A 24,197-nucleotide genomic window follows, 5' to 3' on the forward strand; every position below is an offset into this window, starting at 1 on the left:
CGAAGGCCAATTTGTAAGAGATCTCTTACAAGCTTGTAAGACATTGCCGTCAAATGCCCTTTTTGGGTTGCGCTTGCGCTTTGGATGCTTACTCTAATGGATTGATTTCCATTTAGTGAGCCACCAAGAGCAGCGTCAGCGTGCTCTTTCAGGGAGGAAGCATGAGCGCGCAGGGCGGCCTACAGTTCACCTTGACCCTACCCGGCGTCGAGGACGCGGCGGTGATCGATTTCACTCACACCGAGGCACTCTCCACGCCCTTCGAGACCCGCATCGCCTTTGCCAGCCGCGAGGGTGGCCTCGATGCCGCGGGCTTGCTCGAACGCGACGCTACTCTCACCATCTGGCAAGCGGGCGAGGCCCTGCGCGTCATCCACGGCGTGGTCAGCGAGTTCGCCCAGGGCGATCGCGGTCACCGGCGCACCTTCTATTCGCTGACCCTACGCCCCGCCCTCTGGCGGCTCTCGCTGCGCCAGAACGCGCGCATCTTCCAGCAGGTCTCGCCGCTCACCATTCTCAACACCCTCTGCCAAGAGCGCGGCATCGAGGACGTTACCTTCGCCGTCACACGCGAACCCGAGACCCGTGAGTACTGCGTTCAATACCGCGAGAGCGATCTTGCTTTCTTCGAGCGCCTGGCCGCCGAAGAGGGGCTTTTCTACTACCACACTTTCAGTGACGAGGCTCACCGCCTGGTCATCACCGACGACCCCCGCGCCCAAGAGCACCTGGGCGCGCGCCCCTACCACAGCCGCGCGGGCGGCACGGCCCCCGAGCGCCACGTCCGCGCGCTGCGCCAGGTCGCCCGCCTTGCCACCGCCTCGGTCACGCTCAAGGACTACAGCTTTAAAAACCCCGCCTATGCGCAGCTGCACGCCCACGAGGGCCCCGACGTCGAAGCCCACGGCCAGCGCAGCGACTACGAACACTTCGACTACCCCGGACGCTACAAGCGCGACGCTTCCGGCCAGCCGTTCACCCGCGTGCGCCTAGAGCATCTGCGCCGCGAGGCCCTGACCGCCGAGGCCCACACCGACCTCCCCGAGCTCGCTCCCGGCGTGCGCTTTCAGCTCACCGATCACGACAACGCCGAGCTCAACCGCGACTGGCAGCCCATCCGCATCACCCACCACGGCGAACAGCCCCAAGCCCTGGAAGAGGACGGTATCCTCCAGACGGACGGTGACAGCACCACAGGCGGCATGACCCGCTATCACAACCAGGTCACCCTTATTCCCGGCGATACCCCCTGGCGCGCCACCCCGACCCCCAAGCCCCGCGTCGACGGTCCGCAAATCGGCTTTGTGGTCGGCCCCGAGGGCGAAGAGATCCACTGCGACGAGCATGGCCGGGTCAAGGTCCAGTTCCCCTGGGACCGCTACGCCGAACCGGACGACACCGCCAGCTGCTGGATCCGCGTCTCCCAAGGCTGGGCCGGAGGCGGCTACGGTAGCGTGGCGCTTCCGCGCATCGGCCACGAAGTCGTCGTCTCCTTTCTCGAAGGCGACCCGGACCAGCCGCTGATCACCGGGCGGACCTACCACGCCGTCAACACGCCGCCGTATTCGCTGCCCGAACACAAGACCTGCACGGTGCTGCGCACCCAAAGCCACAAGGCTGAGGGCTTCAACGAACTGCGCTTCGAAGACGAAGCCGGGGAAGAGCAGATCTGGCTCCACGCTCAAAAAGACCTGGAGTTACTGACCCTTAACGACCGCACCGAAGAAATTCGCAACGACAGCCACCTCAAGGTACACAACGACCGCATCAGCGAGATCGACAGTGACGATCATCTGACGGTGCAGGGCCAGCGCTTCACGCACACCCAGGGCGATCAGCATCTAGAGGTCAACGGCACGCTGCACGTCAAGGCAGGCCTGGGCTGGCTCAGCGAAAGCGGCCGCGAGTTCCACGCCAAGGCCGGGCACAAAGTGGTACTGGAAGCCGGTAGTGAGATCACCCTAAAAGCAGGCGGCAGCTTTCTGAAAATCGACCCCAGCGGCATCACCATTGTCGGGTCCCAGGTGAAGATCAATTCCGGCGGAAGCCCGGGTAATGGGAGCGGGCAGGCGGTGGAAGGGCCGTTGCTACCGGGGCGGGCCATGGCGGAAGTGCATGAGGCCATACCGCATGTCACTCACGAGGCGTTACTCGAAGCATCAGCTGTAGAAGCCAGCATTGTGCAGTTATGCCAAAAGCAAACAGATGGTAGTTGTCCTTTGGATGACTGCCCGTGCCGGGGTAAAACCAGCTAATGCGTTATACATCCAGACTGCCACAGAGTAGAAATCGTCGTTATTGGTTGGTCGATACCAGTACGTTGCCTGAAGGGGAGGTTCTTCGCTGTTTCTATCTCTCAACACAGCAGCCCTCTTTCCGTTGGCTCTACGATGGCACGCCTTACCAATCAGTACGCGATAGTGGTCCCGTGTTGTTGGATATTACACACGAAGATACCGTTTTACAGAAATATGGTAATGCCTGGGCAGGGCGCGTTGCTTCAGTGCTGATGGATACACCTGAATTGCTGGACGATTTACAAACGCGTTTGGCGAACCGGTTGCTAGTAGAGACATCCGCACAGGGAGTAGGGCTTTTTCGTTTTCACGAACCTGCCGCTTTACATCTGTTGTTAGGAGAAGGGCTGCTTTCATTGGCCCAGCGCTTCAGCTTGATGGGGCCAAGTACGTGCTGGTACTGGCCATTTGCGAAGCATCAAGATCGCGTTACCTATGAGCTGTGTTATTCATCAGACGTCACCCGTATTCCTGAGCACAAGCCATTCCGCTTTGACGCCGAGGTGCAAAAAAGATTAGCAGGTATAAGACATTTTTCGCGCTTGCTGCCTGTACTGGGAGAGGCGCTTCACAACTTTGAGCTTTATGCGCTTGAGAAAGAGACGACGCACTTATGGCAAGCGATAGAGCGGTATTGGAGCGCCTCACTGGATGCAAACCAGCCGCGTAAAAAAGTCATCGACCATCTCCGTTTTATGCTTTTCAACAGCCATACGCTCGATCAATTCGTAGATCGGCTCAATATGAAGATGGAAAACAAGTCCTCTCTTGGTGCATCGACATGACAAAGGAACCGGGAATGTCACAGAACCACGCATGCAGCCCTAAGAAAATTTATCTAGAAGTGACAGGGCAGCACGACGATAACGCCCAGAATGAATATTGGCTTTATCAACGTGAGGATGCCGTTGAGCTTCTGGCCGAAGGCGATGCGTCGGAGGGACGCTTTGGCCCTATTGTCGAGACGCAACAAGAGTTTTTAGAAGAAGAGCTCATCGGTCATCGTCTGGTGCAGAAGATAGGCGATATCGAGGTTACGCTGCTGCAAGCAGATGAGATAACCCAATGTGGCCTCATTCCTCAACGACGTGCATTCCAGCATAATCTAATGGTATCCACCGTTCCTATGCTGTACCTCGACCACCAAGAGTTGGCGGTAGGGCCTTGCCGCGGTGGTTTTATCTATGTATTTCTAAATGGCCGACTGATTCGTGAGTTGGTATCCACGCGTCTTGAAAATGAACCAGTACAGTTCGTCGATAGTGATATCGCCGCTTATCGTGAACAAAGTGAGGTACCGACAGTACGTGAATTTACTGGTCCCGCCTTGGCTCATGTGCACTTACCTCTCAAGCTCAATGGCGCAACCCCTGACGTACGTCTAGCCTTTTCCGACCACCCTTGGCCTTGGGCGCATATCGAACAATTAGAAGCTCATCCAAGCTTAATAGAAAAGCGTTGCCAGCCTTTTGCGTTGAATGAGCCCGCCGTTACGGTCATGTTAGAGGGTAGGGGACAAAACCTCTATCAACAGGGACTTGTTGTCAATCGCGATGAGTGCGCGGGTAAAGCGTGGCTGGACTGGTTGCCACCCATGCGAGCACGTGACGCCGTATATGAACAGGCGTGGGGTAGCCCGCGTGACTATATTGAAGACCCCTCGGCGGAAGGCTGGAACGCACTGCTTGAGCAGCTTGCCTCCGAGCGTTCTTTCTTCGATTCCGATGAGCAGGAAGTCGCGCTTCCCGATATCGATATGGAGCGCCGTCAGCGTAATTTTTCTCCCGCCCTGCGAGGCACCTTACTGCAACAGTGGTGCAACCCTCTGCGCCCGGACGAAGAGCAGGCCGAGGAATCGCAACTGGCGATTATGCCAGCACCTGCCGCCACGGAGGACTGCTTAGCGCAGCTACGTGATCAACAGCTCTGCTGTATTTTTCTTCGCGACCCTAAACAAGTCGCCGAGCATCTCATCGCTGATATACAAGCAACGACCGAGCTGCTGATGGTGCTGGCAGAAAGCATGAAATACCACCCGCATGGTGCTTCGGCAGAGCTGGTACATGCCAACTGCTTCATGGCAGAAGGGCCTGATGGTGAAAGTAACCCGCGCTATCTTGACGACTGGCTGGACCGTCGGCTGGATAGAAGCCGAGCAAGTTTGTTTTCACGCTTAGTCAAAATCGAAGAGCGGCGCTTGGCGCGGCTACGGCGTGATGAAGCGCTATCCTCTCTTGCGGATTTGCTCAACGATACCTCGCCGGGAGCACTAACGCATACGCTTTACGATGCCATGCTGTTCGATGACATTAATCTACTCGAACCTTATGTCATTCTCGCGCGCAGTATCGATATTCTGCTGAACGGAACTAAACCCTTCGACCCCAAAGGAACCACAGAAGAACTCAGCGATTATCAATCAACTGAGGATTGTCGCTCAACTCTTGAAAGCTTGTATAAGGGTGAACATCCTGCCTCAGCGCTGTTGTTCAAGCTGGAGCTATGTGTTGCGGACAATGGCTGGGGAGAAACTTACGAGCGAGATTTGGATCGCATCAGGCAGGCTTCACAGCAAATACTTTCCCAAGAAGCCAACGCTGCCACTATGACAGCGGATGATCTGCTGGCTCTTCAAAACCAGCTAGTCGAAGAAACCAATACCACTGCAAGTATCATGCGTCAGCTGCTCAATGGTGCCGATGCTGTAGTACTTAGTACGCTACCGCCACTCATCGCTGCAATTCCATGGCTTAACCAAGGTCAGGTTATGGAGATTAATATTGCCTCGGACTATGCTGATTTGAAGGGGGCTTTAGGTGGAGGTCTATCGTTCAAAGCAGAACTGATGGACGGTAAAGTAGTTTGGCTGGCACCGCGAGATTTTCAGATAGTGACCGCTGAAATGGCGCAAGCAAGTGCCGCCGTACAGGCTACTGCAACCACCAATGTACTAGGCGGCAATGTGGTGTCTTCGCCAGGCAACCAGACTGTTCGGATTACTGGCCAGGAAACAAGCGAGTGGCGTTTTAATAGTGCGCGTTCAGGATATACGGCTTTTTGGGCTGTTTTAGTTTTTTTAGAGTCTATTAATACAAGTGAAAGCAGTGTTAAAATGATTTCTAACCCTGGTGTGAAAAGTCTTGTAAATTTTGGTAGTGCTTTTTTTGATGCCTTTTTGCTTAGTGCTCAAGGGCTAAAGCTTGCTAATAGCCAATGGGGATGGGCTGTTAAAACTAATAATTTTCTTGATAAGCCTTATCCAAGGTCAGACGCTTGGCAAGAAGCTATGGGCGATGCAGGAAAGCTTCGTGGCTTAGCGACGCTTGGTGCTGGCTTACTTACTACTATGATTGTGGCTAACGATGCTTATCAACTAGCTCAGCGCGGTGAACAGCGAGCTGCACGATTGAGCGCAGCCCAGGCTGCCGCGATGGGGATCGCAACTTTTTACGGATCAGGCTTCGGTGCCGCAGCCAGCCGTGTGTCTGAGGCTAAATTATTGCGATATCAGCTTGCTAATCGCATATTGGGCTGGGTGGGTACATCAAGGCCCGTACCAATAACCGTCATTAGTCTTGTAGCCTCTGTTTTTTTTCAATACCTAGCCACTAATAGTCGCGATGATGGTTTTTCACTTTGGATGCAGTATGGCCCCTTTGGCAGCCGTCGCAATGAATTAGAGCCTCGCTTGTCTCAACTTGAGGCCCAGGAGGGTGATCAAGATTCAGATGCAATTCATGGTTATCTTAAGCAGCTGGAAGGATCTACCCCTCATCAAGCTTATCTTTTTCTACTCCAAGGATTGTATAATACCTATGCGGAACTGATATCACCTAGGAGTCTTATAGATATATCTCCGCGTTTTTCTGATTGTGATATTGCAGTAAAAATAAGCTGCGCTGGACTACGCTACGGTGAGTTTCAACTTCCTCCATTAGGATTTAGCGCCGATTACTTGGCGCCAGTACCTGATATGGGATTTACCTATCAGTACTACCCTGTTGTTAAAAAGCAACGATTATTGGCTTTTATAGAGAGGGAAGATGCTGAAGATAGTGCAGTTCGTTACCTTGGTATCAACTTGCCTCGTGAATGGCGGCGCATGGGGATCCCCAGTTCATCTCTAGGCGTTGATCCACGCTGGATAAGAAATCACTATGTAGATTTTCAACATGAACCGGATTACACACGTGAGTACCACCAAAAAGCTAGCCTTGTACGTTTATATTTTGATGATTTGACGGGGCAGGGCAGTATTCAGTTCTGGGATCGAACTAGCAGAACCTATCAGCCAATTGAGGACGAAATGACTTTCACTACGCACCCATCGTCGTTGACTTGGGTATGGAACCAGCAGGGAGGCAGTCGATGAGTTTAAAAAGCGAACCATTTACGCCCGCTGAGTGCTATGCCGACACCGCTTATCGTGCCAATGCTATCCCCGAGCAAAGCTATGCCCCTCAAAACGATATGCTGCGCGGACGTATCTTAGAAGCTCGCTTGCCCTGGGGAAGTTGTTTAAATGTAAACCCTACCACTTACCAGTACTCTGAGAGCTGGTTTCGGGAATATCAGCATATTGGTGATGATTATCATGATTATACGATGATAAATGAAAATCGCTGGTCAAAGCGGGTTAATGAAGATATAGGTATAATTTATAGTTTTTTGCGTTTTATTTTTGTTATCTATTCTCATGGATTTAGCTTTGTTCGAGCGGGTGGAGGGGCAGGAGGGGGAGTTTTATTTACTGGCATCGCAATATTTACAGGTTTAGTGGGTACGATAGGGCAGTTCTTTGTAGAGGAACCTCAGTTTCCTTTTGCGCTTTTGGGAGTTCCGCTGTTTGTTACAATTTTTTGTGGTATTGCAACACTATTTCTTATGCTTTGGGAAAAGCATGAATTAAAGTTTTACAAAGGTAACCGTAATTGGTCAGATGACTATGCCTTCTGTCGTCGCACCGGCATGGTCAAGTCATTTCGAGGGGACTTTCCCTTTTACGAGTTCGATCCCTACATCGAAATGACGGTCGGTACCCAGGGCTCACAGTTTCATTCGTTCAAGGTGATTCATCGCTATCCGCATCGTAGCCAAGATCCTCATTCCAAAAATACGCTGGAGTTCAGTTTTACCGTTGATGGCAGTATTGCCCAACTATATGCCATGTGGGACATGCTGCAGCGCTACATGGACGTCTCACAGCCGCTTCCGGATGTGCCGCAGCTAGAACCCTTCCGCCATCTCGACCCCACGACTAAAGCTTATGACGAGGCGGGTAAGCGTGGCCGCCCTGCGACGTACTGGCGCGATCTGTATGCCAATAGCAGCGACGAAGAACTCAAGGCGCTGCGCGAGGCGCACCGCGCCGAGGTAAATGGCACTATCTGGGGCGGCCGCCCAGATCTGATGGAACTCTCCGTGCCCAACTACCGAGAAACCCGCAAGGGTGAACCTGAAGACGTCAATGACTTTGGCCGGTTTCCCTGGAAAACGGGCAAGTTCGTTGATCGGCCGGAAGCGACCCCGTCTGTGGGCTCGACGGATCACCCGCAAGATGATACGCCGCGCTGATGGCTTATCCATGAGACTCAATGGCTTTGCATACGGGGGAGGCAGCGATGCCTTCCCTGGCACATGTATGATCGAGCACGCGCTCTATGCTCAAAGAGGGTATGACGTTGGCATCACCTTGCACAGCAAGCACACAGAATGGCGCGATAGCGAATACTGATTCCCAACTCATTGAGGAAGACATGACTTTTACCACACACCCCGCGTCATTGACCTGGGTATGGGGCAAGCAGGGAGGCCGTCGATGAGTTTAAAAAGCGAACCATTTACGCCCGCTGAGTGCTATGCCGACACCGCTTATCGTGCCGATTCTATCCCAGAGCAGAGCTATGCTCCTCAAAACGATATGCTGCGTGGGAGGATATTGGAAGCGCGCCTGCCTTGGGGAAGTTATTTGCATTTAAATCCTACTATCTATCAGTATTCAGCAAGCTGGTTTAGAGAGTACAAATATATTGATAAAGACTATCATGACTATACTATGATAAATGAAAGACGTTGGTCGCAGCATGTTGTTGAAAACTTAGGTTCTTTATACCGAGTTTTTAGGTTTTTAATTTTCTTATATTCGCATGGTTTTAGCCTTATTCTTCCGGGAGGAGAGGGGCGCGCTGGAGGAGGGGTTTTCTTTTCGGTAATTACAGCCGTATGTACTATATTATTTGTTTTTGCTGCAGACACACTGCTGCAGGCTTTCACTCCTCTAGCTATTATGTTGTCTATTTGTAGCTTGGCTACTGTTATTCTCTTTTTTTGGGAAAAAAATGAGCTAAAATTTTATAAGCGAAACCGTAATTGGACGGAAGAGTTAGCCTTCTGTAGAAGTACGGGTATGGTAAACACCCCCGGAGGAAAACTCTTTTTTTATGAGTTCGATGCTTATATCGAGATGACAATTGGCGCCCAAGCTTCGCAGTTTTACTCGCTTAAGGTGATTCACCGTTATCCTCATCGCAGCCAACAGCCTCATACTAAGGATCCGCTCGAATTTAATTTCACCGTCGATGGCAGTATTGCCCAACTATATGCCATGTGGGACATGCTGCAGCGCTACATGGACGTCTCACAGCCGCTTCCGGATGTGCCGCAGCTAGAACCCTTCCGCCATCTCGATCCCACGACTAAAGCTTATGACGAGGCGGGTAAGCGCGGCCGCCCTGCGACGTACTGGCGCGATCTGTATGCCAATAGCAGCGACGAAGAACTCAAGGCGCTGCGCGAGGCTCACCGTGCAGAAGTGGACGCAACCGCTTGGGGCGGTCGCCCAGATTTGATGGAGCTTTCCGTGCCCAACTACCGAGAAACCCGCAAGGGTGAACCTGAAGACGTCAATGACTTTGGCCGGTTTCCCTGGAAAACGGGCAAGTTCGTTGACCGGCCGGAAGCGACCCCGTCTGTGGGCTCGACGGATCACCCGCAAGATGATACGCCGCGCTGATGGCTTATCCCTAAGTCTCCATGGCTTGCACACGGGGAGGGCAGCGCGACCGCTCAGTAGGTGACTGGCGCAGCCTTGGGAAAACTAGTTATGAAGTCGAAGGCAGCGTGGGCGTAGGCGCCAGTGCGGACTTCAAACTGGGCAGGGACAACGGCAAGTTCGTACTTCGCATCTCCGGTAAGGTGGTCGCCTTGGCGGGCGTGGGCGGAAAGCTCAGTTTCGAGCTGGACCCCGCTTACCTCGATTTATGGCTGGCGATGCTTTACCGCGCTTACCGGGATAATCACTACGAAATGCCGACCTGGATTACCCCGGAAGCTGAAAGCCTCCTAGGCAAGTTTAGTTTCCTGTATGCCACCGTGATGCTAAGCGGAGGGTTGCTGGCTGCACGTGGCTTGGAACAGGTCGATAACTTATTTACCGAATTGGCCGGTGGGCAGAATGCTGGGCCGATAGCGTTCGTAATGGCAACGCGCGATGGTGAGTATTTAGAGCAAATGAAGGAATGGGTGCAAAAACTCACCCCTAAAGCGTTAGGAGCTCTATTACATGTGCTCACGAATACGCCTCGAGGGTTCAAGGCTGAAAGTGAGATCAAAACGGCGCAACAAGCACAGGACTTCCAGCAGATCGCCATCTCGAAATGCCTGGAGTGGATCGTGGATGGCGTGACGACAGGGCAGTACGGCAGTTGCCGCTTTGATATGCAATCGTCAACGCCTGACCAGCCGGCGCAATACCTGTTTACCAAAGCCGTGGCCCGCATGACGGTTGGGGGTGAGTCGAATAGTAGCAGTCAGCTATCTGTGTCATCGCAGCCGCGAGAAGGATATGAAAACACCATTGTGAGCGGGTACATTGACCGCGAAGAAAAAACGCCTTATCAGATAGGGCTCGCACGTTTGGAGGGCTTTATGGATAGACACTCTAGTGCCAGGAACCCGGATCTTATATACGCACTACGCAGTTATAGTATTAACGTCGAGCGCTTAGGCTCCGTAGACTGTAGCCAAACATCATGACGTTGACATGAGTGAAGAGATTAAAATGCAAACATCGACGTTGAAACCGTTAGCGACGCTCGCTCTATTGATAAGCATGCTGGTATCCAGCGCCAATGCAGTGGCGTTCGACGAAGACACCCAGGCCGTCAAGAACGAAGGTATGCGGCTCTATAACTCTTATCAACGTTCTAAAAGCGAGCCGTACCTGACAACGGCAGCAGAAGCGGGGGACGTCGAGGCCATGTACTACTTGGGTGAAGTGTATCGCCTACGACATATGGGGTTAACGAATGATGCCATGAACTGGTATTACCAGGCCGCACAGCACGGCGAGCCCTACGCCATGCTGCGTCTCCATTCGGGCGGTGCCTGCCAGCTGGGTGATGTTTGCCCCGAAAATGGCGATGACTGGCGTGGAGCGGCCCTTGAGGAGACCCTGCCCAAGGCGGAAGACGGCGACTCGGAGGCCATGATGGCGCTCTACTCTATTTATGCCGCGTTAGGAGATATGGGTGCTGCCAATCATTGGTTGTTAGAAGCGGCTGAAGCGGATAATACCTATGCGCAAGACTGGCTGGGACGTCAAATCATTGGTGATCAAGAAGAATACAGTAATGATACCGAGCGTTTTGAAGCTGCCGAGGTCTGGTTTCGTCGTGCGGCAGAGCAGGGCTACGGACCTTCTTTGAAAAACATATCGTCCGTATCATTGCATTTGGGGCGTTCAGAAGAGGCTTATGAATGGCTGGTAAGAGCATCTAATGCTGGGTTGGTGGATGCAAGATTAGGTATTGCATGGTGTTATTTAGATCCTGGTCGCGATGCTCTTTGTGTTAATGAGCAAAATACGGCAGCAGGGACAGGTATTCTTGAAGCTATGATAGAAGAAATTAACAAAACTGAAGTTCAATTCTTGCTAGACAATGTGGCAGAACCACTTACAGGAGAGCAACGCGAAGTAGCCAACGAGATTAAAGCCGAATGGCTAAATCATAAACCTCCACTGTCCTACTTCCCTGATAAATTTGGTTTTTAATGAGAAAGTGTCTTTACCGCACTTTATATTGCCTCACCGCCGTCATTGCCCTGACGGCGGCCATACCCTCCTATTCGCTCGATGAAGGCACCTAGTGACCTTCCCCCGAAATAAGACATGCGGCTTCTTGGAAAAGAATCTCGACGTTAATCGAGCTACGTCGCATAAGAAACTAGCCCCCGCCAGATACCGGGCGGGGCTATGCTGAAAGGTTACTTCGCGTATTTAGGCCACCACGCCCCCTTAACGTCCCGCCTGTAAACACCCAACGATGACCAGTAGGGCGGCGGTGGGTAGGCGCCAGTCGAGTTCGCTGAGTCCGCTAAGTACCAATAATAGCGCGGCGAGAATCGGCACGCCGTAGGCCAGGCTGCCTACCAGATTGGACTTACCGTGGCGCAGGGCGGTGTCCCAGGCGACCATGGCAATGCCGTAGGGACCAAGCCCGAGGGCGATGCCTGCTAAGAGTGTGGCGCCGTCAGGTAGGGTGGTATCGCCTTCGAACAGAGCGCTGGCGGCAGTAGCGAGTGCGCAAGCAATCAGCAAAAGCCGTGGTAGGAGAGCGGCGATGGCGACGGGGGCAAGCTGACCGACCCAAGAGTAGAGCGCCCAGCAGCACGCGGCTAGAACGGCCAGCGCGTAACCTGGCCCTGCGGCTTGAAGCCCCGATCCTGTACCGAGCGCTTGGGGCAGCATCAGGATGGCCGCACCGCCAAAGGCGATCAGCGCGCCGGTAAGGCCTGCCAAACGCAGGCGCCCTAGCTGGCTCCACTGGCTTAGCAGAACGAAAAGTACGGGCCAGGTATAGGTAATGAGTGCGGCTTCGGCGGCGGGCGCGTGGCGCATGCCGAGAAAGTAAGTGCTCACCGCACCCACGATCAGTAACGGCATGCCACCCCATAGCAACACCTTCCAGCGTAGGGGCAAGGCATCCGCGCGTGTTTTTCGGCTCATTGGCAGGCTCGCAAGCGCGCCTGCGAGCAGCGTGAGGGCGGTCAGGGCAATAGGCGACATCGCCTGGGCGCGATCGGCAAGCAGCGGGGCCAGGCTCCACATCGCCACCGCGATCAGGGCAGCGCCAAGGCTGTACCAACGGGTCGTCGAAAGAGAGAGGCTTACGCGTTGCATATCGTGCTCCTTGCAGCAGGCCCTTATTGAGATGTGCATATCTAAATGACGTATGGGGTTACCCTGCGATGCAGCATACTCGGTTGCCACTTATCATGATAACGATCATTTATGATATAAATGATCAAGGATGATGATGTTTAGATGTGCAGCCGATCACGCCAATGAGGTGTCGCATGCGTGCTCCAACCTTCGATCTGACGCTTTTGCGCACGTTAGTGGCGATTGCCGATACCGGCAGCGTAACGGCGGCGGCCACGCGGCTGGCTTATACCCAATCGACCGTGAGCATGCAGCTCAAGCGGCTGGAATCTCAGCTCGATATGGTCCTTCACGAGCGCGAAGGTAGGCGCGTTCGCTTCACCCCGGAAGGGCAGCGCTTGCTCGCCCACGCGCGGCGCTTACTCGCGCTCAACGACGATGCCTGGGCCGATATGCAGGCGCGCCAGGTGACGGGGGAACTCAAGCTCGGCATACCCGAAGATTACGCAACGCTTTTGCCGTCGGTGTTTACCTACTTTCACCAGCTCTACCCGGCGGTGGGGCTCGAAGTGATCTGCGGTACCAGCGCCGATCTCGTGGCGCGTGCCAAACGCACCGAACTCGATTTGGCGCTGGTGACGCGTCAGCGTAACTCGCCCGGAGGCGAGGTGATTCGGCGCGAACCCTTGATCTGGGCCGTCGGCGTGCACCAGCAGCCCTCGTTGAGCGATCCCATTCCGCTTGCGCTCTACTCGCCAGGGGCCGATGTGTTTCGGGAAATTGCCGAGCAGGCGCTTCAAGCGGCCGGACGCGATTGGCGCGTGGCCTATACCAGCCAATCCATGGCCGGGTTGGCGCCCATCGTCACCGCCGGGCTTGCCGTCGTGGTGGTGACGCGTAGCATGCTCACCCCGCTTTTACGTCCGCTGGACGAGAACAGCGGCTTGCCGCCGCTGCCGAGTATCGAGCTTGCGCTTCACCGCGCGCCGCACCGGCCTAGCGAGCCAGCGCGGCGGCTAGGCGAATTGATTCGCGAACAGTTGGCTGCTGCGGTCAATCTCTGACTACACTGGAAAAGCCTCTTCCAGCAGCGCTGGATCAGGGGTTAGGTGTTTTCTGGCGCCGCCTCGTGCGGCGTTTTTTTCGTCGGGGGAGAGCGGCATGCACGAGCTGGATCACTATATCTATCCGCATCGGGTGCTTCACTGGTTGGTCGCGGTGGGCGTGTTGTTGGCGCTGGCAAGTGGGCTAACCATCGGTTTCATGGGCTTCGAGCGGGTGTATGCGCTACTGGGCAATGCGGGTACCAACGTGTTTTACGCCGGGCATAAAACGCTGGGCGTACTCCTTTTGCTGTTGATGACGCTGCGCATCGTTACTCGCGTCGCCTTCGTGGTGCCCGATCACGATCCGCCGCTTTCCGCCTTCGAGCGCGTACTCAGCACCGCCGTTCACCATTTGCTCTATGCCTGCCTTGTGATCATGCCGATTCTGGGCTGGCTCGCCACTGCCAGCGGCGGTTATCCGGTCGAGTTTTTCACCTGGCATCTGCCCGGGCTAATCGGCGAGCATCCGGCCCTATCCGAAACCCTATATGCCTGGCACGCCCGCGTTGGCTGGGCCATCGTCGTGCTGGTCGTGCTGCACCTGTGTGGCGCGCTCTATCATTGGCGTATCAAGCGCGATCAGGTTATGACGCGGATGAGCCTGTTCGATTAAGGCGCTTTTACTCTTCTGAAGCGTTTTTACTTACCCTTCATCTGAATGGTAATAATTTTTATTTTGTAGGTGATGGTTTACCATGCGGCGCTCATAGCGGCGGCTACTGGTCGCGCTTTGCCCTTCATCGTTATTCGCTACGACCTAGGACACTGCATGGAGCTGTTACGGCTGGTTTTCGTCTCTTATCGTTGGCCCTTCATCGGCGCCGTTTTGCTCAGCCTCGCAAGCGCTGGATTGGGGGTTGGCATCATTGCCTTCATCAACCAGCGGCTGATCGAGGTGGGTGGGGCAGCAGGGGCGTTGATGCCACTGCTTGGCCTGCTGGTACTACTGCTGGCCGTGACGCTGGGTACGCAGCTGGCCCTTACTTTGCTTGGCCACCACTTCGTTTTCGATCTGCGCGCGCGCTTGGTCAAACGTATTCTCGACACCGATATCGAGCGGTTGGAGCAGGTGGGTAGCCCTACGCTTCTGGCAAGTCTCACCAGCGACGTGCGTAATATCACCATTGGGTTCGTGCGCTTGCCAGAGCTTGTGCAGGGTGTGGTGATCACGCTGGCATCGGTGGCGTATCTAGGCTGGCTGTCGCCGCGCATGGTGGTGATTACGGTGCTATGGATGGCGGCGACCATGGGCGTTGGTTGGCTGCTGATCTCGCGGGTCTACCGCCATCTGAAACTCGTGCGTGAAAGCGAGGATGCGCTCTACAAGGATTTTCAGTCGGCCATCGATGGACGCAAAGAGCTCGCGCTCAACCGCGACCGCGCGCGTCACTTCTTCGAGCAGGAGTATCTGGCCCATGCCAACACGTACCGCTACCACATCGTCCGGGCCGATACGTACCACCTGAGTGCGGGTAACTGGTCCAATATCATGATGCTGGGCGCCATTGGCGTGGTCTTCTTCATGGCCAACGGGCTTGGATGGGCGAGCGCGAGTGTGGCGGCCACCTTCGCGTTGACCCTGCTGTTCATGCGCACTCCCTTGATCCAGGCCGTTGGCGCCTGGCCCACGTTGATCAGCGCCCAGGTCGCCTTCGATAAGCTCAAGAGTTTGGCACTGGCCGACTACCATGCCGAGTTTGGCCGCGATGATGCTTGGCGTGATTGGCAGACGCTGGAGCTGGTCGACGTCACGTACCGCTACCCGGCGGGGGAGAAGGGCGAAGGGTTTGCCATTGGTCCGGTTAGCCTTCGTTTGACGCGCGGCGAGCAGGTCTTTTTGATCGGCGGTAACGGTAGCGGCAAGACGACGTTGGCGCGGCTCTTGACGGGCCTCTACCGCCCCATGAGCGGTTCGATTCTGGTCGATGGAAAGCCGCTGTCCGCCGACGAGTGGGAGGGACTGCGCTGCCGCTTCGCCAGCGTGTTCACCGATTTTCACCAGTTCGACCGCGTGATGGGGCCGGGCGGTAAAGCGGCAGACCCGGCACTAGTCGAGGAGTGGCTGACGCGCCTGCAAATGCGCAATAAGCTGGTTTGGGAAGAGGCGCGAGTGGTCAATACGGAGCTTTCCCAAGGCCAGCGTAAGCGCTTGGCGCTTTTACTCGCGGTGGCGGAGGAGCGCGATATCTTGCTTCTCGACGAATGGGCGGCCGATCAGGACCCGCAGTTCAGACGGCTGTTCTATCGCGAGCTGTTGCCGCGCTTGCGAGCAATGGGCAAAACGGTGTTCGCCATCAGCCACGACGATAGCTACTTCGTACACGCCGACCGCCTGCTCGAAATGGCCCACGGCGAGCTTTTCGAACTGACCGGCGATCAGCGCGAGCGCGCCAGCAGTGACGCCGTTGCGCAGATAGCGCGCTGAAAAGAGAAATAAAAGGCTAAGGGAAAGAAAACGCTAAGGGAGAAAAGAGCCTAGCGGCGTCGGGCGCTGCGGTCACAGCCCTCAAGCGGGCAGTTGCCGCAGACGCCGAACTGGGGCAGCAGATAGCGCAAGCAGCAGATTTTACGTACTCGCTTCTCCTCGCCGCCTTCCTTGCTTGGAAGCCGCCGGATCGGCTGAAACAGCGGGTTGCGGGTGCCGTCATCGAAGGTCTTGGTGTCGAGCAGGGCGCGTGCGGCGGCCACGGCCTCGGCATGCGCCATGGGGTGCTCGGCCAAGGCGTTGGCGTAGTAGTCGAAGTAGCCACCCGCGTTACTCCAAAAGACCCGTGGGGCGGCACCTGAGATGGCTGCCAAGCGCTCGATCAGCGGCGCCCAGTGGCCCTCGATCAGCGTAGCGAAACGCTGGCGCGGATCGTGGGTGGTCAGCGGCGTGCCTTCGTGGGCAAGCCAGAGCTGCTGCGATGCCCCCTCCTCATTGAAGATAATCTGCGCCTCATCGAGCCCGACCGGCAGGTCGCGGTTGAGTAGCAGATTGCCTGCGAGGGTGGCAATGGTGAGACAACTAAAATGCCAGCGCGACCAGATGGAGACGATGGCCCGGCGGTCGCCATCGGGGTACTGCGCGGCAAAGGCGGCGAGATCGTTTTCAAGCCACGCCTGCTCCCGCCAGCGGGAGACGTTGAGCGCGTTCAGCGGCGCTTTACCGCCCACCTGAGGCGCAATGAAACCGGCCAGCGGGCCGATATAGCAGTCGGCGAGCGTTGGCGTGAACGTTTCGGGCTGGCGTAGCGCGGCAGGCATGGCGAGCTCCAGCGGGCGGAGTGAGAATGGATGCAGAGGATAAGCGATAATCAGTCGCGACTAAAGGGGTGGGAAGCCAAATTATTCCTGTCACCTTCGCGTGAGCGCTCATGCAGCGCGCCGCTTAGCAGCTCGGCAAAGCGCTGGGCCGAGGGAAAGCCGCCAAAGCTCCAGACGGCAGGCAGCACGATGACCTCGCCTGCGCGCACTGTCGGCAGGTGCTGCCACAGCGCGTTGCCCGCTAGGCTTCGCTGGGTGTCATCGGGAACGGGCTCCACTACCACCAGCGTTGCCGCCTCATAGTGCAAAAGCTCGGCAAGCTCGATGGTGCTAAACCCCCATTGGTTCGTCGCGCCGGTCCAGGCGTTTTCGAGTCCCAACCGCGTCAGTACCTCATCGAACAGGCTATCGTGACCGAAAATGCGTAAGTGGCGGTCGTCGATGAACTGTACGACGAGTAGCTCGAGCGGCACTGTGTCTTCTGCAAGCGTTGCGCGAAGCGCGCTAAGCTGCGTTTCGGTTTGATCGATCAGCGCCTCGCCCGCCTGCGGCGCATCGATGAGTTCGGCAAGCTCCTGCGTGGTACGGGTCAGACGCGCCCAAAGCGATAGCGTATCGCCATCGTAGGTCGCAAGCGCCGTGACGGGAGCGATGGAGGCAAGGGTATCGCTCATGCGCAGGTAGAGCGGTGAGAGCAGAATGGCATCGGGAGCGAGGTGCCCCAGAAGCTCGCGGTTGGGCTGGGCGCGTAGGCCAATATCGCGCGTGGCAGTAGGAATATGCTCTGCGCCCACCCATTTCTGGTAGTGCGGAATCTGCGCAAGCCCCGCTGGCGGCGCGCCTAGAGCGATGAGCGTTTCGGCTAGCGTCCAATCCAGGGTTGCGATCGCGGGGGCGGCGGTACTGGCGTGTGCATTTGCCACGCTGAGCCACAGCATGAAAACGACTGCCGTGGCGCGCACGGCAAGGTGTTTCAGATGCATCATTGGGCAATGGCGATATGGTGCTGGCCGTTGGGGTGCGGTATGACGTGCATGGGCAGGCCGTAGATCGCTTCCAGGTTGGCGGCGGTCATCATCTCAACGGGCGTGCCATGAAGGAGCAGACGGCCGCTGTGTAGCGCCAGTAGCTCGTCGCAGTAGCGCGAAGCCATGTTGATGTCGTGCAGTACGATGATCACCGCAAGGTCGAGCTCGTCACACAAACGGCGCACCAGCGCGAGCACTTCCACCTGATGGGCAATATCGAGGGCGGCGAGCGGCTCGTCGAGAAGCAAGAAGCGGCTACCCTGGGCGAGCAGCATGGCGAGCCAGACTCGCTGGCGCTCACCGCCGGAGAGCGTATCGACCAAACGATCGGCGAATGCCTCTGTGTGGGTTAGGGCGATGGCACGCTCGATAGCGTCTTTATCGGCGCGGGTATGGCGCCCGAAAAGCCCATGCCAAGGGTAGCGGCCAAAGCCGACCAGCTCGCGGCCGGTGAGGTTTTCGGCGCTGGGCAGATGCTGAGGCAAGTAAGCGACTTGGCGGGCGAACTCCCGGTTGCCCCAGGTATCGAGCGAGCGGCCGTCAAAGACGATCTCGCCGCTGCTAACGGGCTGCTGCTGAGCCAATAGCTTGATCAGAGTCGACTTACCCGAACCGTTGTGGCCAATCAGCCCGAAGACCTTGCCTTGAGCGAACCGGTGATCAATGGGGTGGAGAAGGCGCTTGCCGTTGACCTCGAAGGTGGCGCCCCGTACCTCGAACATGTTCGCTCCTGCCTCAGACGATCGAAAAGGGCGTAGTCTAGCCCCAATGATTATCATTTTTAAGAGGGCGTGAGCGGATTATTACCCACGGGCAGCGCGTCGGCGCTTTACAACGCGGGTCGAATCCCTTTAAATTGATATGTTATTACTTATCATTTTGCGCTGCACTCATCTCTTTTTTGCTTGGCGGCGCCCCGTTAGGAGCCATGATGAAGAAGAACATTCATCCCCAGTATGACTACGTCGTCTTTCGTGATACCAGCTGCGGCGAAACCTTTCGCATCCGCTCCACGGTGACGTCCAACCAAACCATCGAGTGGGAAGATGGCAAGACCTATCCGCTGATCGACCTCGACGTCTCCAGCGCGTCCCACCCTTTCTATACCGGCGAGCAGCGTCGCGTCTCCTCCGAAGGCCGTGTAGCGCGCTTCCAGCAGCGCTTCGGTGCGCTCAAGCGCAAGACCTCGGGCCAGTAAACGCTCACGTAGGTTATGCCAGCGGCGCCTTAGGGCGCCGTTCTGCTATCTGTCGCTTTAAAGGGGCTAGAGGGAAGCACTTTGGCTGCTCAGCGAAGCGAAAGGCGCGGCGGTATCACGTCGCCAAGATAAAATTGTAGTGATAATTCTTATCAATTAATATCGTCGCTTTTCCATGTCGAGCGCCGACTGCTAGGTGCTCACGATTCGCTTTCGGTGTGCCATGCCCTCCAACTCTTCTCGCGCTACTCCCCTTTTGGTTTGTGCTCTCATGAGCGTACCTTTGTGGGGGCTTTTCGCTTGGGCGCTTGCTCACCAGGGCTTGGGCGTAAGCCTTGAGGCGCTGTGGGCGCCGGATACCGAGGATATTCCCCAACTGCTCTTGCACTTTACCTGGTGGCCTAGGCTCTGCATGGCGCTGCTGGCGGGGGCGGGGCTGGCGCTGGCGGGAGTGCTGATGCAGCAGGTGCTACGCAACCCCTTGGCCTCGCCCACGACGCTTGGGGTGGCCAGCGGTGCCAATTTGGCGTTAATGGCCGCGACACTGCTGGCGCCTGGGCTTTTGACCTTTGGGCGTGAGTGGGTCGCGCTTGCTGGCGGCGGCGCGGCCGTGGCACTGGTGTTCGCGCTGGCATGGCGACGCGGGTTGGCGCCGATGGTGGTGGTGCTCGCGGGGCTCGTGGTCAATCTCTATCTGGGCGCACTCGGCACGGCGCTTTTACTGTTCAACCATGAAACCCTAGCGGGCTTACTGATTTGGGGGGCGGGCTCGCTGGCGCAAAACGGTTGGGACGACGTACTGACGCTGCTGCCTCACTGGCTGATAGGATTGGCCGCCGCGCTCTTGCTGCTCAAGCCGCTCAACGTGCTGGAGCTCGACGATGCCAGCGCCAAGAGTCTGGGTATCTCGCTTAAGTACCTGCGTTTTGCGGGGCTGGGGCTTGCGGTGTTCATTACCGGCAGCGTAGTCAGCGTCGTGGGCATTATTGGTTTCATTGGCTTGGCGGCGCCCAACATCGTACGCATGGCCGGTGCGCGGCGCTTAGGTGAGCGCGTAGGTTACTCCATGGCGCTGGGGGCGGTGCTACTGGCGACCACCGATCTCGCGCTGCAGCACCTAAGTGGCATCTTGCCGACCTTGCTGCCTACGGGTGCTGTGACCGGCGCGCTCGGTGCGCCCCTACTGCTGTGGCTGATCCCTCGCTTGAAGCTTCAGGGCGACCGCCCGCCGCAGGCGCCCACGGCGTTTCTCAAGCGTCACCCACACCCTGCTCGGTTGGCGCTCTGGCTGGCGGCGGGGTTGCTGCTTGCCGCCATTTTAGGGCTTGGCTGGGGGCAGGGGAGTGCGGGGTGGTATTGGCTCTCGCTGGATGATCTTGCGGTACTCGATTGGCGCTCGCCGCGCGTTTTGGCAGCGGCGGCCAGCGGCTTGATGCTGGCGCTGGCGGGCACGCTGCTGCAGCGGCTCTCGGCCAACCCCATGGCGAGCCCCGAAGTGCTGGGGGTGAGCGGAGGCTGCGCCATCGCGCTGATCGTGGCGATCTATACGCTGCCCGCGCCATCGAGCGCGACGCTGATCGCCATCGGCACCTTGGGAAGTCTGGTGACCTTGGCGGGGCTGGTGGCGCTCAACCGTAAGAGCGGTTTTTTGCCCGACCGCTTGCTGTTGACGGGGGTGGCCATCACGGCCCTCTTCGATGCCGTGCGCAGCGTGCTGCTCGCCGGTGGCGACCCGCGCGGGCAGCAGGTGATTGCGTGGCTGGCTGGCTCGACCTATTACGTCGACTTGCCCAGTGCTTTCATCGTTGGCGGTATCGCGATTGTGTTGGCGGCAATATCTTTGCCGTTTGCCCGCTGGCTGGACCTTCTGCCTCTGGGTGCGCCCACCGCACGCGCGCTGGGCGTGGGGCTCGATCGCGCGCGTTTGGTCTTACTGCTGCTGGTTGCGCTCTTGACCGCCTGCGCCACGCTGGTCGTGGGGCCGCTCTCTTTCGTCGGCCTTTTGGCGCCGCACATGGCGCGGCTAGTAGGCTTTTCGCGCGCGCGCTGGCATCTGCTTGGCGCCGGGCTCATCGGCATGTTGCTCATGGTGCTGGCCGATTGGGTCGGCCGCCAAGCAATGTTCCCCTACGAAGTCCCGGCAGGGCTTATCGCCACGCTCATTGGTGGCGCTTACTTCATGTGGGGGCTGCGTCGCCTTTGAGCCCCTGCTGTAGCTTAAAATAGTCGCCAATGGCTTCGATGACGCGCTCGACCATGGCGTCATCGATATCCCGGTGCAGTACGAAGCGCGTTGAGTAGACGACCTCGACGAGGATGTCGCGCTGGGCAAGCCACGCCTTGAGCGCCTGTTCGTGGCCTTCAGGAAAGCGCGCGAACACCATGTTGGTAGCGTGTGACGTCACCTCGACGCCCGCCAGTGCGCGTAGCCCTTGGGCCAGGCGTTCAGCGCGGCGGTGGTCGTCGGCAAGGCCTGCCACATGGTGATCGAGGGCGTGCTGGCAGCCAGCGGCGATGATGCCCGCCTGACGCATCCCGCCGCCAACGGTTTTACGCCAGCGGCGTGCCTTAGTGATAAACGCTTTTGATCCCACTAGCGCCGAGCCGATCGGGGCGCCAAGCCCTTTGGAGAAACACAGCGATACGCTATCGAAGGGCGCGCAGAGCGTATCGATATCTGTCTGGGTGGCCACGGCAGCGTTGAAGAGGCGGGCACCGTCGAGATGGGTATTCAAGCCGTGCTGACGAGCCAGTGCGACGGCGCCTTGTACGTAGTCGGCGGGCAGCACCTTACCGGCAATGGTGTTTTCCAGCGCGAGCAGGCGGGTGCGGGCAAAGTGGGCGTCGTCGGCTTTGACCGCTGCGGCGATCTTTTCCAGCGGTAAGGTACCGTCGGGGGCGTTCTCGATGGGCTGGGGCTGAATGCTACCCAACACGGCTGCGCCGCCGCCTTCGTAGCGGTAGGTATGGGCGTTTTGGCCGACTATATACTCGTCGCCGCGCTCGCAGTGGGCCATGAGCCCTACCAAATTACTCTGGGTGCCGCTTGGGAACAGCAGCGCGGCCTCCTTGCCGGTGAGCTCGGCCAAGTGCTCCTGAAACGCATTGACGCTCGGATCATCACCCCACACGTCATCGCCGACGGGCGCTTGGCTCATGGCGTCGCGCATGGCGGGCGTGGGGCGGGTGACGGTATCGCTACGCAGATCGATCATCTCTTCTTCCTCATGCCGATTTTTCTCCTGCTGGTTTTTGTAATACTCGTGGTAACCAGGCCCCGCCGAGGAGGTGGTTGGACTATGGTAAGGGGTAGGAACGACGACTTTTGCAAGGGAACGCAATGGATCTCAAGAGTGGCTACCCGTTCTGGGCAGTAAAAAATGGCCTGTTGGCTACTTTCCCACAGCTCACCCACGATCATCAATGTGACGTGGCGATCATCGGTGGCGGGATTACCGGCGCCTTGATCGCGGATCGGCTCAATCGCGCCGGGTATCACGTCGTCGTGCTCGAACGTCGGGACATCGGTTGGGGCAGCTCGGCGGCGAGTACGGCGCTGCTGCAGTACGAAATCGATACCCATATGACCGAGCTTGCGGCCCGCTATGGTGAAGATAACGCCGTGTTGGCCTATCGCGGCTGTGCGGCGGCCATCCTTCATCTAGAGCGGCTGGCGGCGGAGCTGGGTGATGTGGACTTCGCGGCACAGCAAAGTCTCTACTTCGCGAGCGAAGTAGGGCACGTCGAGGCGCTGCGTGATGAGCTCGAACTGCGCAAGCGTCACGGCTTCGACGTGGCCTGGCAAACACCGGATATGATCGAGCGCGAGTACGGCTTTCGCGCCGCAGGCGGAATATTGAGCCAGCTGGCTGCCAAGATCGATCCGTATCGTATGGCGTATCAGTTGTTCGAGCGCTTGGTGCGCCGGGGCGGCGAGGTGTTCGATCGCACGACGGTAACTACGCTAACGCCCGAGGCTGACGGCGTGACGCTGACGCTGGGTAATAGCGGCGCCACGCTGCGCTGCCGTCATGTGGTGCTGGCCGCTGGATACGAGGCCCAGCGCTGGCTGCCCGAGCCCGTAGCGGCCAACCGCAGTAGTTACGCCTTCGTCACCGACCCGCTGCCGCGCGATGTGCTGGGTAAACTGAACGACACCTTGATATGGGAGTCGGCCCGGCCCTATCTCTACCTGCGCACGACCGGGGAAGGGCGGCTGCTGATCGGAGGGGACGACGATGACGAGGACATCCCCGAGCGGCGTGACCGCCTAGTAATGCAAAAGGCCGAGGGCCTGGCAAAGCGAGTCGAAGGAATGTGGCCGGGGCTTGAGATTACCCCGACCTTTGCCTGGGGCGGCACCTTTGCTGAAACCGACGATGGCCTGCCCTATTTCGGCCCCCACGATACTCTTGGCCCGCGAGTGCTCTTTGCCATGGCCTACGGTGGGAATGGGATCACCTATAGCATGATGGGCACGTCGCTTCTGAAGGCATACATCGAAGAGGCCGAGCATCCTCTACGTGCGCTTTTCTCTTTTGATCGCCGCGCGTTACAGTGCGCCTGAAACCCCGGGTCGCTGAGAGGATGGTAACGCCATGAGCCCGACACTCTACCTACGTGCCCTAGAGCGCAACGATCTGCGCTTCGTTCACGAACTCAACAATAACCAGAGCATCATGTCGTACTGGTTCGAGGAGCCCTACGAATCTTTCGACGAGCTAGAAGAGCTCTATAACAAACACATCCACGACAACGCCGAGCGTCGCTTCGTGGCTCAAGATGGGGATGGGAACGCCATTGGGCTCGTGGAGCTCATCGAGATCGATTACATCCACCGCAGCGCCGAATTCCAGATCATCATTACGCCCATGTACCAGGGCAAAGGGTTTGCCCGGCAGTTGATCAAGCAAGCGCTGCACTACTCCTTCACCATTCTCAATTTGCATAAGGTGTATCTGATTGTTGCGGTCGAGAACGTCAAGGCGATCCATCTGTACGAAGAGACAGGATTCATCGAAGAGGGGCATCTGGTGCAGGAGTTCTTCATCAACGGCCGCTATCGCGACGTCAAGCGCATGTACATCCTGCAAGAGGCTTATTTGCGCGGCCAGCCCGCCGAAAGCGCACTGGCCGCGCCGATAACCACAGCGTAGAGCG

The 24,197-nt window shown here is 57.3% G+C and carries 19 protein-coding genes; 14 read left to right on the forward strand and 5 right to left on the reverse strand.

Annotation, left to right across the window (positions count from 1 at the left end):
* Positions 1 to 161 precede the first annotated feature (161 nt).
* From LLY24_RS04490 to LLY24_RS04520, 7 genes are all read left to right on the forward strand, one after another.
* Positions 162 to 2,255 (forward strand): type VI secretion system Vgr family protein, encoded by a 2,094-nt coding sequence (locus LLY24_RS04490; RefSeq protein ID WP_259035085.1) that lies wholly within the window; start codon positions 162 to 164, stop codon positions 2,253 to 2,255.
* The gene (locus LLY24_RS04495; RefSeq protein WP_259035086.1) at positions 2,255 to 3,082 is read left to right on the forward strand and encodes a DUF4123 domain-containing protein; all 828 of its coding nucleotides are present in this window, start codon (positions 2,255 to 2,257) and stop codon (positions 3,080 to 3,082) included. The genes LLY24_RS04490 and LLY24_RS04495 overlap by 1 nt, the downstream gene beginning before the upstream one ends.
* 14 nt (positions 3,083 to 3,096) lie before the next feature.
* Positions 3,097 to 6,669: a hypothetical protein gene (locus LLY24_RS04500; RefSeq protein WP_259035087.1), complete on the forward strand. Its 3,573-nt coding sequence runs from the start codon at positions 3,097 to 3,099 to the stop codon at positions 6,667 to 6,669.
* On the forward strand, positions 6,666 to 7,871 hold the full coding sequence (locus LLY24_RS04505; RefSeq protein ID WP_259035088.1) for a hypothetical protein: 1,206 nt from the start codon (positions 6,666 to 6,668) through the stop codon (positions 7,869 to 7,871). Before LLY24_RS04500 ends, LLY24_RS04505 begins: the two co-directional genes overlap by 4 nt.
* Positions 7,872 to 8,115: 244 nt before the next feature.
* Positions 8,116 to 9,309, forward strand: coding sequence for a hypothetical protein (locus tag LLY24_RS04510; RefSeq protein WP_259035089.1), 1,194 nt, complete (start codon positions 8,116 to 8,118; stop codon positions 9,307 to 9,309).
* Between the two features lie 107 nt (positions 9,310 to 9,416).
* On the forward strand, positions 9,417 to 10,331 hold the full coding sequence (locus LLY24_RS04515; protein ID WP_259035090.1) for a hypothetical protein: 915 nt from the start codon (positions 9,417 to 9,419) through the stop codon (positions 10,329 to 10,331).
* 7 nt (positions 10,332 to 10,338) lie between these two features.
* The gene (locus tag LLY24_RS04520; RefSeq protein WP_259035091.1) at positions 10,339 to 11,349 is read left to right on the forward strand and encodes a tetratricopeptide repeat protein; all 1,011 of its coding nucleotides are present in this window, start codon (positions 10,339 to 10,341) and stop codon (positions 11,347 to 11,349) included.
* A 243-nt stretch (positions 11,350 to 11,592) separates the two neighbouring features.
* Here LLY24_RS04520 and LLY24_RS04525 read toward each other — a convergent pair whose 3' ends face one another.
* Positions 11,593 to 12,477 (reverse strand): DMT family transporter, encoded by an 885-nt coding sequence (locus LLY24_RS04525; protein WP_259035092.1) that lies wholly within the window; start codon positions 12,475 to 12,477, stop codon positions 11,593 to 11,595.
* 176 nt (positions 12,478 to 12,653) lie between these two features.
* On the opposite strand from LLY24_RS04525, the gene LLY24_RS04530 reads away from it, so the two are divergent.
* The 3 genes from LLY24_RS04530 to LLY24_RS04540 all read left to right on the forward strand — a co-directional run bounded on the left by LLY24_RS04530 (position 12,654) and on the right by LLY24_RS04540 (position 15,990).
* The gene (locus tag LLY24_RS04530; RefSeq protein ID WP_259035093.1) at positions 12,654 to 13,523 is read left to right on the forward strand and encodes a LysR substrate-binding domain-containing protein; all 870 of its coding nucleotides are present in this window, start codon (positions 12,654 to 12,656) and stop codon (positions 13,521 to 13,523) included.
* 97 nt (positions 13,524 to 13,620) lie between these two features.
* The gene (locus LLY24_RS04535; protein ID WP_259035094.1) at positions 13,621 to 14,178 is read left to right on the forward strand and encodes a cytochrome b; all 558 of its coding nucleotides are present in this window, start codon (positions 13,621 to 13,623) and stop codon (positions 14,176 to 14,178) included.
* Between the two features lie 156 nt (positions 14,179 to 14,334).
* Positions 14,335 to 15,990, forward strand: coding sequence for a multidrug ABC transporter permease/ATP-binding protein (locus LLY24_RS04540; RefSeq protein WP_259035095.1), 1,656 nt, complete (start codon positions 14,335 to 14,337; stop codon positions 15,988 to 15,990).
* Positions 15,991 to 16,040: 50 nt separating this feature from the next.
* Here LLY24_RS04540 and fhuF read toward each other — a convergent pair whose 3' ends face one another.
* The 3 genes from fhuF to LLY24_RS04555 are packed head-to-tail and all read right to left on the reverse strand — an operon-like array spanning position 16,041 to position 18,561.
* Complete coding sequence (gene fhuF / locus LLY24_RS04545) at positions 16,041 to 16,811, reverse strand: siderophore-iron reductase FhuF (RefSeq protein WP_259035096.1); 771 nt, start codon at positions 16,809 to 16,811, stop codon at positions 16,041 to 16,043.
* Between the two features lie 50 nt (positions 16,812 to 16,861).
* A complete protein-coding gene (locus tag LLY24_RS04550; protein ID WP_259035097.1) occupies positions 16,862 to 17,794 on the reverse strand; it encodes an ABC transporter substrate-binding protein in 933 nt (310 codons plus the stop codon).
* Positions 17,794 to 18,561: an ABC transporter ATP-binding protein gene (locus tag LLY24_RS04555; protein WP_259035098.1), complete on the reverse strand. Its 768-nt coding sequence runs from the start codon at positions 18,559 to 18,561 to the stop codon at positions 17,794 to 17,796. Before LLY24_RS04555 ends, LLY24_RS04550 begins: the two co-directional genes overlap by 1 nt.
* A 209-nt stretch (positions 18,562 to 18,770) precedes the next feature.
* Here LLY24_RS04555 and LLY24_RS04560 point away from each other — a divergent pair, with 209 nt between their 5' ends.
* Together LLY24_RS04560 and fhuB are read left to right on the forward strand one after the other, a co-directional pair.
* The gene (locus tag LLY24_RS04560) at positions 18,771 to 19,037 is read left to right on the forward strand and encodes a type B 50S ribosomal protein L31 (protein ID WP_259035099.1); all 267 of its coding nucleotides are present in this window, start codon (positions 18,771 to 18,773) and stop codon (positions 19,035 to 19,037) included.
* A gap of 223 nt (positions 19,038 to 19,260) precedes the next feature.
* A complete protein-coding gene (gene fhuB, locus LLY24_RS04565; protein ID WP_259035100.1) occupies positions 19,261 to 21,240 on the forward strand; it encodes a Fe(3+)-hydroxamate ABC transporter permease FhuB in 1,980 nt (659 codons plus the stop codon).
* Here the strand turns inward: fhuB and ltaE are convergent.
* Entirely contained in the window at positions 21,215 to 22,252 is a 1,038-nt protein-coding gene (ltaE, locus tag LLY24_RS04570) for a low-specificity L-threonine aldolase (RefSeq protein ID WP_259035101.1), read from the reverse strand. The two genes, fhuB and ltaE, sit on opposite strands and share 26 nt — an antisense overlap.
* 125 nt (positions 22,253 to 22,377) lie before the next feature.
* On the opposite strand from ltaE, the gene LLY24_RS04575 reads away from it, so the two are divergent.
* Both LLY24_RS04575 and speG read left to right on the forward strand, forming a co-directional pair.
* Positions 22,378 to 23,604, forward strand: a complete 1,227-nt coding sequence (locus tag LLY24_RS04575; protein ID WP_259035102.1) for an NAD(P)/FAD-dependent oxidoreductase — start codon at positions 22,378 to 22,380, stop codon at positions 23,602 to 23,604.
* 31 nt (positions 23,605 to 23,635) lie between these two features.
* Positions 23,636 to 24,193 carry a spermidine N1-acetyltransferase gene (gene speG / locus LLY24_RS04580; RefSeq protein WP_259035103.1) on the forward strand — a complete coding sequence of 186 codons (558 nt, stop codon included), beginning with the start codon at positions 23,636 to 23,638 and terminating at the stop codon, positions 24,191 to 24,193.
* Positions 24,194 to 24,197 lie beyond the last annotated feature (4 nt).

It is taken from the genome of Halomonas dongshanensis (assembly GCF_024790395.1).
GTDB classification, from domain to species: domain Bacteria; phylum Pseudomonadota; class Gammaproteobacteria; order Pseudomonadales; family Halomonadaceae; genus Vreelandella; species Vreelandella dongshanensis.